Below are 13486 nucleotides of genomic sequence, written 5' to 3'. Positions count from 1 at the left end.
TTTACTATTGGTAGATTTTTTTTTGGCAAGGGTTTCCCTCAAACTCCTACATAAGACATAAGGCAAAGAACAAATGATGCTCCTAACCGTTCACGTTAAACGGTGTTGGCTAATTAACCTGACTGCCATGACTCCGAGGATCATCTGGAGACGTCTTTGACGATGATACAGGCGCTTTAAATGTAGAGACTTGTCCATCGCCTTGAGTATAGGGTAAAGGTAGGTCAGCGACCAAGGCTTCTAAGTTCGCCTCTAAAACTGGGCGAGGTTGTTCCCCAATCGTTTGGGCAATGGCTTCGCCTTGGGCGTCTAAAAACACAAAATGGGGGATACCATCGACTCGGTAGTTGAGAATTTCGGGTAACCACTTGCTGTTATCCACATTCAGCATCACAAAATTAACCGAGTCGGTGTACTGTTGTTTCAATTCCCCCAAGTCTTGCGCCATGGCTTGACAAGTAGTACACCAGTTAGCATAGAACTCCATTAAGGTTGGCTTGCCATTACTCATGGCAACTTCTAGGGGCGTGGATTCCTCAGCTTGGGCATCGAGAGAAGCCGAACCCGTCTGTGTTTGTAATCCTAAGAATAGGGCAACGCCAAGAATGATGGCGACTAGGGCAATTATAAAATTTCTCAGCCGAGAGCTGAGACTTGCTTTAGGTGTCTGGGGAGATGGAGAGCCGGAGTCTGGGGAATTCGCGGTCATGTTTAACGCAATTTAAGTTACAACTTGTCAATTTTCATCAAAACGATGCTGTCCATAGGCTAACAAGACCATGAAAAAACGGCTAACCCTCACCTTTCCAAAACGCACAGTCCAAATGCCAGTAACCTACCGACTGGCAAAGGATTTCAATGTCGCCGCCAATATTATCCGCGCTCAAGTTGCCCCCAATCAAATTGGCAAACTCGTGGTGGAACTCTCAGGAGATATCGATCAGCTTGATGCTGCCATTGAGTGGATGCGATCGCACGATATCAATGTATCCCTGATTGACCGAGAAATCTTGATTGACGAAACCAGTTGTGTCGATTGTGGATTGTGTACGGGTGTGTGTCCCACAGAAGCCTTAACCCTCAATCCCGATGACTTTCGACTCAACTTTACGCGATCGCGTTGTATTGTCTGTGAGCAGTGTATCCCTACTTGTCCGGTTCAGGCAATTTCTACGAATCTTTAATTCGTCATTTGTTTATGTCATTCGTCATCGGACAATTAACGATTGTTATTTAATAAGGGTCGTACAATCAGAAAACCTGCACCAAAGGCACTGAGTACAATCAACACGATGGCTAAGACTAAAAACCAACCATTGACCTCTCTGTGACCCTCAGAGGCGGATGTACGCCGGGAACGAGAGTCTTCCTGTTCAATGACGAAACTTTCTCTGTAAGGCGAGGAAAGGGGGTCTAACTGGGGATGAGGAGGGGGAACCTCAACCCCTACCCTAGAGGGAGCTGATTTAGGTGATTTAGATGATTTAGGGATTGACGGGGTGGGATGGGATTCTGAAGGAATCGATTGGCGTCGAGGCATTTCCACCCCGGTAACGGGTGTCAATGAATCCACTACCTGCTGAAGATGTTGGCTCGATTGCAGCACTTTTTCCACTTCTTGGCGCAGTTTTTGGTTTTGTTTGACCAACTGCTTATTTTGACCATTGAGGGAATCCAACATCGCTTGGGCTGCTTGTAACTCAGCCGCCAGTTCCCGGTATACAGAGATTGGCACTGAAGGGCAATAATTATTGGCGGCGGTTGACGGGGTATAACGGTCGGTTGGCGGATTTTGCATAGAAGGATTAATTGGGGAATTAGAATTCATGTAGACCGCGTAGGTCTTAGGCTGGTCAGGTGCGGGAAATTTCGATGCCCTCGGAACCTATAGCCGTGGGGTTCCTGACAAAAGTTTCGTTCTTATCTAGGAATAGTCGTAACCGACTTCTGATGAACTCCTAGCTCTATAACTGTGGCATTAATTATACGACGCCTATCTTACACTATTCGCCTCTTTAGGAAAGAAGCCTATGCTATTTAACATTAACTCCATGGTTTTGCCATTTCCGGTCATCAAGAGGGCAATAATGGGAAAAAATGCCCCACAGGTCCATATCCTTGACCAATATCGAGGGCGTATTGGAGTGCTGTTGTCACATACTCCTTTGCCTTCTGCACGGCGGTGAGTGGGTTTTTGCCCATCGCCAAATTCGCCGCGATCGCACTACTGAGTGTACAACCTGTGCCGTGATTATTCTTGGTTTCAATCAACATCGTTTTCAGGGTGTAGAACTGAGACCCATCAAACCAGACATCGACCCCACACAGATCACCCTTCATCGCACCGCCCTTAACTAAAACAGCGTTTGCTCCCAGTTGATAAATGCGTTGGGCAGCCGATCGCATATCATCAAGGGTATGAATCTCTAAACCACTAAGTAATTGAGCTTCATAACGATTGGGTGTCACTATCGTTGCCAGAGGAATCAAACCCTCTCGCAAAGACGTTATCGCCTGATCATCAATCAGTTGGTCTCCTGTGCGGGATACCATCACCGGATCAACCACCAGGGGGTCAAGCTGGAAACTCTTAACCTGAGACACTACAGCATTAATAATCTCAGCATTGAGTAACATACCCGTTTTGGTCGCCTGAATCCCCATATCGCCCACCACTGCCTCAATTTGAGCAACAACGGCGGCGACTGGCAAAGCATCAACGCGGTTGACCCCTTGAGTATTCTGGGCGGTGACACAAGTCAGGACACTCGCACCATGAACTCGGTGAAAGGCATAGGTTTTCAAGTCTGCCTGAATTCCTGCCCCACCGCCGCTATCTGATCCGGCTATTGTCAGCGCTACTGGTACTTGCATCAGTTATGAGTTTTGAGTTATGGGTTTTGAGGTTTGATACTTCGCTCCCCCAGCTTCCCCAGCTTCCCCAGCTCCCCCAGCTTCCCCAGCTTCCCCAGCTTCCCCAGCTTCCCCAGCTCCCCCAGCTTCCCCAGCTTCCCCAGCTTCCCCAGCTTCCCCAGCTCCCCTACCTTCTCGTACTAGCTTCTGGGAAAACGACGCCGTTGCAAAAATTCGGGAATATCTAGTCCCGGTCGGCTTTTCGGTTCTGGTGCAGGGGTTGGCGGATTAGGTCTCGGTGTAATCGGTCGTGTATAACGGGGAACTTCGTTGACAGGTGGGGGCGGTGGCGCTTCACCACTAAATCCCGTGGCAATCACCGTAATTCTAATTTCACCTTGAAGCCTGTCATCAATCACAGCACCAAAAATAATATTAGCGTTGGGATCAACCACCTCGTAAATTGTTTCCGCCGCCGCATTAACTTCGTGTAGCGTCAGATCACTACCCCCGGTAATATTAAAAACTACCCCTCTAGCGCCTTCCACCGACGACTCCAGCAGGGGCGAGGAAATCGCTGCCACCGCCGCTTCTCTAGCGCGGGATTTACCGGAACCTACACCAATTCCCATTAACGCTGAACCCGCGTCTGCCATAACAGCTCGCACATCAGCAAAATCGACATTCACTAACCCTGGAACGGTGATAATATCTGAAATCCCTTGTACACCTTGACGCAGGATATCATCGGCAACTCTAAACGCATCTTGAACCGGTGTTTGTTCAGAAATCACCGACAACAGCTTATTATTGGGAATCACGATTAGAGTATCAACTCGGCTTTGCAGTGCGGCAATCCCTTCCTCCGCTTGAGACGTGCGGCGGCGTCCTTCAAAGGTAAACGGGCGAGTGACTACGCCCACCGTTAACGCGCCCATTTCCTTGGCGATTTCTGCCACAATCGGTGCTGCACCCGTTCCTGTACCGCCACCCATCCCGGCTGTAATGAAAACCAAATCGGACTCGGCTAAGGCTTGGGCAATTTCATCGCGAGATTCTTCTGCTGCTTTTTGACCAATGGCGGGATTTCCCCCCGCACCGAGTCCCCGTGTCAACTTTTGACCCACCTGCAAGCGTTTGGCGGCGGAGTTTTGGGAAAGGGCTTGAGAATCGGTATTAATTGACCAAAACTCGATCCCAGCCACTTCACTGGCAATCATCCGATTGACAGCGTTGCCGCCTCCACCACCAACACCAACAACTTTAATTCTGGCAACACTACCTGGCAAAATGTTGTCGCTCCTCGCGTCTTCCCTGGGAATCCCTTTGGAATCATAATCATGGGGTTGACTAAACTGCAACCCAGAGTTGCTGAAGGGATGGGTATTCTCCGCTCCAACTGAAAGATCGGTATTCAGCGTTATCGGAGAGCTTTGATGGACAAGCCCTAGTTTACTATTAAGCGTCATTGGAATAGGTCAGGGTTGATAATCAACTTTATCAGTTATATGTAACAATCTGAGTCAACTATAGGGTAAGTCGATTGAAAAACCAACGAACACCCCGGTTTGTTGTAAATACTCTTGAAGGGTACTCTCCTCAAGAGTTGCCCAAATGGGCATAGCTGAATTTTCTTTTATACCACTATTACCGCCATGGTTAGTCATGATCCGGTTTAGGGGTTTCACTTGCCGTCTTCATCTGAATCACCGGACGGTCTGGGTTTTTAAGATCAATATAGGCGATTTGGCTGGCTTGAAGCTGAGTGGGTAATTGTCTCATGCGATCCAAAACTGCCAGTTGTTCCGCCAATTGGGAACTATCAGCTCCTAAATGCACATTTCCTAATTCGGTTTTCAAGATTAAATTGGCTGGGTTGCGCCAATCAATCTCCAGGATTTTGACGGGAGAGTGGTGGACAGCCGGATACACTTGCGACCAGTATGGACGATAGTGTTCATTCTGACCCCGCACTTGCAGCGTGGGTAACTCGACATTGGCTTTGAGAGAACGATAGCTACTCTGGGGCATCCAGACGCCTCGTTCATCCAAAAAGCCCGGTTCTGAGGTTGTCTGAGTTTGCCCCTGGGCGATCGCAACAGGTTGGCGTTCTTGGACTTGAATGATCAACCCCGGAGGCATAAGTTGACGAGTTACTGTCGCTTCAGCAATGGGTGCGGTATTTTCGAGAGATTCTGCGATCGCTTGGGGTTCCACTCGCCAGAGGGATTGAGGATAGGATAAGGGGAGCAGCGATCGAATCGCCTGAGTTGAGAGAAATTGATTCCCCTCAATGTCAATTTGTTCCGGTTGGCGAATTACCCAATCGGGTAAGCTAATCGTCCAAATCAAACCGCTAGCCATACCGCCTACCATAAGCGATCGCCACAGCGCCTGAAAAAATTTAATTCGGCGTGCGCGTCTTAGCTGTTGTCGCCGATTACTGATTTGGGCTTGGGAAACTGATGCAATGTTATTCGTCATTCGTCATTTGTCATTTGTCATTCGTCATACTCGCTCCCGACAAGAAGCAAGCTACGTACAGTCGGGGCGGGTTTAGTTACATCTGGGTGTAACCGAAAAGATAGTAGTGAAACCCGCCCCTACATAATCTCCCTTATCTTTCCCATCTCCCTTATCTTTCCCATCTCCCTCATCTTCCCCATCTCCCTTATCTCACTCATCCTCTACTCTACCTGAGGGATCAAATCCAAGCCATTAGACCCTAAAGGGGGTATTACCCCTACGTATAAGGGTTCGGTCAATGATTTACGCTCTACTTGAATCAGGTGACTCAAGAGTCTTGCTTTATGAAACTGCATCTACCTACTTTTTTCAAAGCTTGTAACCCAGCTAGAACTCTAGTGATGGGCAATCCAGAGGATCGTCAGTACTATATTAATTTTTCGTCTGTGCGGGGCGGCAAAATTATCGAAGCCTTAGGACGCACGATCGCACGACTTTCGCCCGATGAACCTACCTGTCAGCTTTTTACGGGACATATTGGCTGTGGTAAGTCTACAGAATTGTTTCGCTTGAAGGCTCAGTTAGAGGCGGAAGAATTTCACGTTGTCTATTTTGAGTCATCTCAAGACTTGGACATGGCAGATGTTGATATTAGCGATATTTTACTCAGCATCGCTCGGTCGGTGAGTGAAAATCTCGAAGCGATCGGGATTCGTCTCCAACCCCGGTACTTTAACAAACTCTTCAACGAGATTAATGATTTTTTACAGACGCCTATCGATGTGGATGTAGCGGCTGAACTGTCCGTCGGTATTGCCAAAGTCACTGCCAAAACCAAAGATAGTCCTCAATTGCGCGAACAGATCAGACAACACCTAGAGCCTCGTACTCAAGGGATTTTGCAGGCGATTAATACTGAAATCATTGAACCGGCGATTAAAAAGCTCAAACAACGAGGTAAACAAGGGTTAGTCGTCATTATAGACAACTTGGATCGGGTTGATCCCCGACCGGTTCACGCGGGGCGATCGCAGCCTGAGTACCTGTTCATTGATCGCGGCTCTCAATTGCGACGCTTACGCTGTCATCTGGTTTATACCATCCCCTTAGCGCTGATGTTCTCTAACGAGTATGAAACCCTGAAGAATCGCTTGGGCGGGGGTGTGGCTCCTAAAGTGTTACCTATGGTGCCGATCTGGTATCGAGATGGGCGGGAGTTTCCGCAAGGAATGGCATTACTCCGACAACTGGTTTTAGCCCGTGCGTTTCCCCAGGTTCCTCCAGAAGAGCGCTTAAATTTAATCTCAGAGGTTTTTGACAGTCCCGAAACCCTGGATCGCATCTGTCGGATTAGTGGGGGTCACATTCGCAACTTGTTGGGACTGCTGTATAACTGCCTGCAACAAGAAGATCCACCCTTTTCTCGCGAATGCTTAGAGAGTGTGATTAAGGGATACCGGGACGATCTGGCGTTAGCGGTTGAGGATGCGGAATGGCAGTTACTCTTTCAGGTGGTTCAGCAGCAGTCCATTCGCGGGGAAAAAGAATATCAAACTCTGCTACGCAGTATGTTTGTCTATGAATACCGCGATGACTTGGGTCGTTGGTTTGGAGTAAACCCAGCTTTAGCCGAGACTGCTCGGTTTAAATCGGTTGCTGATGTGAGTGCTTGATGGGGAGCTGGGGGAGCTGGGGGAGCTGGGGGAGCTGGGGAAGATGAGGGAGCTGAGGGAGCTGAGGGAGCTGAGGGAGTAAACGAATGACGAATAACGAATGACAAATCAGTGATCCAAGTCACATTTACTATAAAATTTTGTCACGATTTTTATCAGTTGATCTCACTGTTTAATTCTATTAAAACTTGTTAAATTGTCTGCGTCTAAGTTGTGATTTTAGAAGTGGGTTAAATTTCTCAATAAATAGCTTTTATCTTATCAAAGATACGCTTTAATAAAAGATCTGTCATTAAAATAGCAGATCCATCCGCCGAAGCCAATAGAGGTCTTATTGGTTGGTTTTCTGTTTTTTAGCCTTTGTATTTAAAGTCCCTTATTAACACCAGCTTACTCGACGATAGCCACCTAGGAGTAGTCACATTTTGATAGGAATGAAGGAGAAAGAGAGAGAGAGAGCCGAAGAAATAGTCTTAGCCAATGAGCGTTCACTATCTACCCTGGCTCGGGCAATCACCCTGTCGGAAGGACAATTTGCCCTGATTTTAGTCCGCTGCAACTATGAGTGCTGCAAACAACCGATGTGCCAGCAACTCCAAGGGCTGACAGGAATTCCCTTGAAACAGTTAGTGCTTCAAGAGTCCAGTCAAACCTTATATACGGTTATCCTAGACGCGATCGCGAAAGAGGACTTATCTGTCCTGCTCGTATTTGGTCTGGAATCCGTGACCGCAATTGATCCAGTCTTAATCTCTACCAATCAGGTACGCGACGAATTTCCGAAAAGTTTTAGCTTTCCTATCGTTTTATGGGTCACTGATGAATTACTCCACAAATTAGCCCGATTTGCTCCTGATTTTAAGAGTTGGGCGGCAACGTCGATTAAATTTGAACTGGCAACCGCCGAGTTGTTGGACTTATGGCAACACACAACTGAGGAACTGTTTACCACGCTTTTAGAGAAAAGTGTCGGTGAATTTTTGTCCAACGAAGCGCTCAAGCTGTCGCCGGGATGTCAGCGTCGTCAAGAACTCGAATCCGCATTACGGGATTTGCAGGGGCGTGGTGTGAATCTAGAACCTGCCCACTATGCGACATGGCAGTTTATTTTAGCCAGAGATGCCTTTAAACATGACTTGATTGAGGTGGCTCTGGAACAGTATCAACGGAGTCTAGATGTTTGGCAACAGATTACCTGTGCTGTCTCCGATGGCGCTGATCAACAATCCTTAGAACGGATTGGCATCTTACAGTGTCATCTGGGTTGGTGTTATTGTCGTCAAGCTCAATTACACCCAAGTCATAAGTATAGAAGTTGGGAGAAAGCTAGAGAATTTTGGCAAGCAGGGATTGACGCCTTTACGACGGCGGGACGCTTGGATTGGGTTGCCCACTTAACCATTCAACTGGGTGAAGTCTTGCAAAACCTGCAAAATTGGGCAGATTTACAAGCGCTGGCACTTCAGTCGTTGGCGCAGTCTCAAACCCAAGACAATGTGGCTCAATTACCCCAAGCTTATGGTTTTTTGGCAGCGGTGGCATTAGAAGAATCCAACTGGGAGGATGCCAAAGTCTTCGTCCAAACAGCGTTAGATATTTTGGATCAGTCTCACTTATCTCAACCTCAGCATCAGGGATGGTACTTACTGATCCGTGCCAAAGCCCAGCGTCAACTGGGGGAATCAGCAGCGGCGATCGCGGATTTAGAGGCGGCGTTAACGGTAGAGGGGTTACTGCCAAACGCGCCTCATCAGTCTCCCCAGCTTTATCTGGACATTCTCCAAGAACTGCGATCGCTCTACTTCGATCACCAGCAATACCTACGAGCCTTTGAACTCAAGCAAAAACAACGCTCCCTGGAACAACAGTATGGCTTTTTTACCTTTCTTGGTGCAGCACCCTTACTCTCTGGGCGACACCAACCACAATTATCACCCCTGGAAATAGCGGCGGCTGGGCGATTGCCGGATGTAAATCGACTCTTGGAACGCCTCAGCCGCAATGATCACAAACTAACGGTAATTCATGGTTCCTCTGGGGTAGGTAAAAGTTCTTTAATTCACGCCGGATTAGTCCCTGCCTTAGAGAGTCGCACGATTAGCGCTAGAGAGGTGATCCCCGTGGTGCAGAAAGTCTACAGCGATTGGCAAGCAGAGTTTTCTCGACAACTCAACCATGCCTTAGGCTGTACCTCTAATCCCTCATCGGATACGGCGTTAGATCCCCAACCCCTAAGCCAACTGGCAACCTGTGTCAATCAATTACAGCAGGCGGCTGATGGCAATATCCTGATCGTGCTAATTTTTGATCAATTTGAAGAATTTTTTTTCGTCTGTACGGAATTAGAACAGCGACGCCAGTTCTATGAATTTTTAGAGCATTGTCTGAATCTTCCCTTTGTCAAAGTTATTTTATCCCTGCGGGAAGATTACCTGCATTACCTGCTTGAATGCGAACGCTACACGAATTTGAGTGCGATTAACAACAATATTCTGGATCGACAACTTCGCTACCACTTGGGGGATTTGTCCCCACGGGAAGCGAAAAATGTCATTTCCACTCTGGCTTCAGGGTCTCAGTTTAAGTTAGACGACGCCCTAATTGATGCCCTAGTTCAGGATTTAGCCTCACCCACCGAAAGCGTGCGACTGATTGAATTACAGGTGGTGGGGATGCAACTGCAAACGGAAAAAATTACCACTCTGGCGCAATACCAAGCCTTAGGCACGAATCCGAAAGCCACTTTAGTCGAACGCTGGCTCTTGAATGCTATTGCTGATTGTGGATCTGAGAATCAAGAGACAGTTTGGCAAGTCTTATTTTCCCTGACAGATGACCGAGGGACTCGTCCCTTGAAAACTCAAATTGAGTTGGAATCCGGGACAAAAGACTTAGATATGGGACATACACCATCCCCATCAATTGTCAACCCGCCATCCTCACTTTCTCTAATTCTGGAGATTTTAGTTGGCTCAGGGTTGTTATTTCGCCTACCTGACGAACCCGAGGATCAATATCAGCTAGTTCACGATTACTTAGTCGCCCCCATCCGTCACCATTACAAAAAACGCCGCAAGCAGACACTGGTGACACGGCTGAAGCATAGTCAGATGGAACTCTTACGAGTTCGCAAACAGCGACTCCGGGCGATCGCAGTCGGTACAGCAATGGCAGTGCTGGCGGTTACGGCTGGGGGGTTAGGATGGCGGGCTGAGGTGCAACGCCGACGCGCCGCGACTCTAACCTTTAATGCCCAACTAGCGGCGATTAGTGCTTCCTCAGAAGCCCTATTTGCTTCTGGAAAAGAGTTTGATGCGCTGCTGGAAGCGCTCAGAGGCGCAAGACAGCTTAAGCAGGTTGCTGTCGGGGTTAAACCCGATACCCACCTACAAGTGATTGCCGCCCTCTCTCAAGCCGTAGACTCCATAACCGAGCGAAATCGGTTAGAAGGACATAGTGATATCGTCTGGGATGTCAGCTTTTCCCCTGATGGAGAACTGATTGCCTCAGCCAGCCGCGATCGCACGGTAAAATTGTGGCGTCCTGATGGTACATTAGTCACGACTCTGCAAGGGCATCAAGATAGCATTACCAGTGTTTCCTTTAGTCCAGATAGTCAGCTAATTGCATCCAGTAGTTGGGATGGTACAGTCAAGCTGTGGCGTCGGGATGGCACCCTTGTCCAAACGTTGACAGGGCATAAAGGTTATGTTTATAGCGTTAGGTTTAGTCCCGACGGTGAACACCTAGCCTCCACAGGTGCGGATGGTACGGTGCGCCTGTGGCGAGTGGATGGCGAGTTAATTCATACCCTTTCAGCCCATAAAAAAGCAGCGCAGTGGGTTAGCTTTAGTCCCAATGGTGAGATGCTAGCGTCAGCCGGAAGCGATCAAACCATCAAATTGTGGACAAAAGACGGTCAATTATGGAAAACGCTCACCGGACATCAGGGTAAGGTTAACAGTGTGGCATTTAGTCCCGATGGTAAATTCATTGCCTCAGCTAGCGATGATCGCACCGTGAAATTGTGGGATACTCAGGGTAAACTTATTAAAACCCTCTCCCAACCGGAACGCTGGGTATTAAACGTAACCTTCAGCGCTGACAGTCAGTTGATTGCAGCAGCAAGTGCCGATAATACGGTAAGACTGTGGAATCGTGATGGTAAATTACTGAAAACCTTTAAAGGACACAGCGATAGAGTAACCGCTGTCAGTTTTAGTCCCACAAAACAAGCAAAAGAAACCGCAGACACATTAGCAACTCCCGTCGTCCTCGCTTCTGCCAGTTATGATAAAACCATCAAACTTTGGGAACTGCGGCAACAGTCTCAGCTCATTTTACGCGGGCATGATGATGATGTGCGAGATGTGACCTTTTCTCCCAATGGAGAACGGATAGCTACGGCGAGTAACGATAAAACTGTCAAAATTTGGGATCGTTTTGGTCAACTTTTGCACACCTTAAACGGACATACGGAACGAATTTATAGTGTTAGCTTTAGTCCTGACGGGGAACGCCTTGCCTCAGCCAGTCGAGATGGTACGATTCGGCTGTGGAATAGAGAGGGAGACTTGATTAAGGTATTGAGCAGTCATCAGGATTGGGTGTTGGATGTCAGTTTTAGTCCTGATTCGCAAACCCTTGTCTCCGCCAGTCGAGATAAAACGATTAAACTTTGGACACGAGATGGAGTTTTGATGAAAACCTTAAAAGGACATCAATCCCGCGTCAATGGGGTAACTTTTAGTCCCGATGGTCAGATCTTGGCGTCTGCTAGTGATGACCAAACCGTCAAACTCTGGAATCGTCAGGGAGAATTGTTGAAAACGTTGAAAGGTCATAGTAATTGGGTGTTAGATGTTAGCTTCTCCGCCGACTCCCAGTTATTAGCGTCAGCTAGTTATGACAATACTGTCAAACTCTGGAATCGCCAGGGTGAACTGCAAACAACCCTGAAAGGATCTACCGATAGTGTGGCGCGGGTTGAGTTTAGTCCTAGAGGAAATATTCTGGCAACAACAAGCTGGGATAATCGGGTACAAATCTGGCGACTAGATGACACTTTAGTGAAAACATGGGAAGCTGAGGAGGGGCGCGTCACGAGTGTAAATTGGAGTCAGGATGGTCAGGCATTAGCTGTCGGTACTGAAGATAATACCGCAATTGTTTGGAATTTAGACTTGGAGGAACTGTTAGCAAAAAGTTGCAATTGGCTGCAAGATTATCTCAATCATAATCCTGATGTTAAACAGAGTAACCGTGAGCTTTGCCAACCCATCGCCCGTGAAAAATGAAATAGCTAATGTTGAAAGGTTATTTCTGAATAGGGCGGGTTTCGTTGTTCATTGATTAGTAACAAGCTAGCGCTAGTTCCTAAACCCGCCCCTACAATTGACCCGTTGCTTCATTTTTCCGAGCCTGCTGATTACGGTTTTTGGCATGAATCGAGCTTACTAGTGCAAGAAGGCAGAAATAACTGAACAGCTTATCTCCCCCCGCTTCCCCCGCTTCCCCTGCTGCCTCTGCTCCCCCTGCTCCCCCTACTTCATCGTATCTATGAAGCTGCTCAAGTATTTTTATGCCCGCTGCACTAGGGGAACCTTTGAACCCGTTTCAACGGGTTTAAGCTTTTAGCCCCAACTTTAGTTGAGGGCTTTCTTAAACTTAGTGTGCTTTCAAAATAACCCAAACTGTCTGTAGAGATCCCGACAGTTCGCCAAGATCAATCATTGTTGGGTTTCCTTACGTCAACCCAACCTACAATAATGACAAAGAGGCGAAGTTAGCATCAAAACTATGAAAGCCATATCTGAATTCCCCACAACTTTACCCGATCACACCCAACTCCCAGAATCGGATGGTACGTTTGTGAAAAATTTCCAAGAACATCCTCAAAGCATTCTATTAACCGAATCCATCGAGCCGATTCTCCAACAACTGCACCCCGACGAGCGCTACTGTATCGGTCAAGACAGCGGTATCTACTGGCGTTTAACCGACCCACCCGAACGCGGAGCCGAAGCCCCCGACTGGTTTTATGTTCCCAACGTACCACCGACTCTTGAGGGTCAAATGCGGCGCTCCTACGTGCTTTGGCAGGAAATCGTTTCTCCCCTCATCGTATTAGAATTTGTCTCTGGTAATGGTCAGGACGAACGAGATCGCACTCCCTACGAAGGGAAATTCTGGGTTTACGAACAAGCCATTCACGTCCCTTTCTACGGTATTTACGAAGTAACCCGATCCAGTGTAGAAGTCTATCATCTGGTCGAGGGGCGCTACCATTTACTACCAGCTAATGATCGCGGACACTACCCGATTTCACCTCTAGGAGTAGAACTTGGCATTTGGCAAGGACACTACAAAAACGCCGAACTTCCCTGGTTGCGGTGGTGGGATAGCGAGGGAAACTTGCTGTTGACGGGGGAGGAACGAGCCGAACAAGAACGCCAGCGAGCCGAACAAGAACGCCAGCGAGCCGAACAAGAACG

Annotated in this window: 10 protein-coding genes; 4 read left to right on the top strand and 6 right to left on the bottom strand. The window is 47.9% G+C overall.

Annotation, left to right across the window (positions count from 1 at the left end; translation table 11 throughout):
• Positions 1–109: 109 nt before the first annotated feature.
• Positions 110–709 (bottom strand): thioredoxin family protein, encoded by a 600-nt coding sequence (locus tag MC7420_RS33270; RefSeq protein WP_006106252.1) that lies wholly within the window; start codon positions 707–709, stop codon positions 110–112.
• Between the two features lie 70 nt (positions 710–779).
• Between MC7420_RS33270 and MC7420_RS33265 the strand changes: the two genes are divergently transcribed.
• Positions 780–1184, top strand: a complete 405-nt coding sequence (locus tag MC7420_RS33265; RefSeq protein ID WP_006106245.1) for an NIL domain-containing protein — start codon at positions 780–782, stop codon at positions 1182–1184.
• 35 nt (positions 1185–1219) lie between these two features.
• Here the strand turns inward: MC7420_RS33265 and MC7420_RS33260 are convergent, their stop codons facing one another.
• From MC7420_RS33260 to MC7420_RS33245, 5 genes are all read right to left on the bottom strand, one after another.
• Positions 1220–1828, bottom strand: coding sequence for a hypothetical protein (locus MC7420_RS33260; RefSeq protein WP_006106269.1), 609 nt, complete (start codon positions 1826–1828; stop codon positions 1220–1222).
• A gap of 245 nt (positions 1829–2073) precedes the next feature.
• A complete protein-coding gene (gene thiD, locus MC7420_RS33255; RefSeq protein WP_006106230.1) occupies positions 2074–2874 on the bottom strand; it encodes a bifunctional hydroxymethylpyrimidine kinase/phosphomethylpyrimidine kinase in 801 nt (266 codons plus the stop codon).
• A gap of 179 nt (positions 2875–3053) precedes the next feature.
• A complete protein-coding gene (ftsZ, locus tag MC7420_RS33250; protein ID WP_044211143.1) occupies positions 3054–4322 on the bottom strand; it encodes a cell division protein FtsZ in 1269 nt (422 codons plus the stop codon).
• A 54-nt stretch (positions 4323–4376) separates the two neighbouring features.
• On the bottom strand, positions 4377–4520 hold the full coding sequence (locus MC7420_RS40960) for a hypothetical protein (protein WP_157453437.1): 144 nt from the start codon (positions 4518–4520) through the stop codon (positions 4377–4379).
• Positions 4513–5337, bottom strand: a complete 825-nt coding sequence (locus MC7420_RS33245) for a cell division protein FtsQ/DivIB (RefSeq protein WP_006106266.1) — start codon at positions 5335–5337, stop codon at positions 4513–4515. Before MC7420_RS33245 ends, MC7420_RS40960 begins: the two co-directional genes overlap by 8 nt.
• 326 nt (positions 5338–5663) lie before the next feature.
• On the opposite strand from MC7420_RS33245, the gene MC7420_RS33240 reads away from it, so the two are divergent.
• From MC7420_RS33240 to MC7420_RS33230, 3 genes are all read left to right on the top strand, one after another.
• Positions 5664–6992, top strand: a complete 1329-nt coding sequence (locus MC7420_RS33240) for a P-loop NTPase fold protein (protein ID WP_044211141.1) — start codon at positions 5664–5666, stop codon at positions 6990–6992.
• A gap of 434 nt (positions 6993–7426) precedes the next feature.
• On the top strand, positions 7427–12289 hold the full coding sequence (locus tag MC7420_RS33235; RefSeq protein WP_006106229.1) for a WD40 repeat domain-containing protein: 4863 nt from the start codon (positions 7427–7429) through the stop codon (positions 12287–12289).
• A gap of 502 nt (positions 12290–12791) precedes the next feature.
• Positions 12792–13486, top strand: a 695-nt coding sequence (locus MC7420_RS33230) for a Uma2 family endonuclease (RefSeq protein ID WP_006106251.1), incomplete at its 3' end; no start/stop codon positions are given.

The organism is Coleofasciculus chthonoplastes PCC 7420, assembly GCF_000155555.1.
GTDB classification, from domain to species: Bacteria; Cyanobacteriota; Cyanobacteriia; order Cyanobacteriales; family Coleofasciculaceae; genus Coleofasciculus; species Coleofasciculus chthonoplastes_A.
This window is presented reverse-complemented; position numbering and strand designations above follow the sequence as displayed.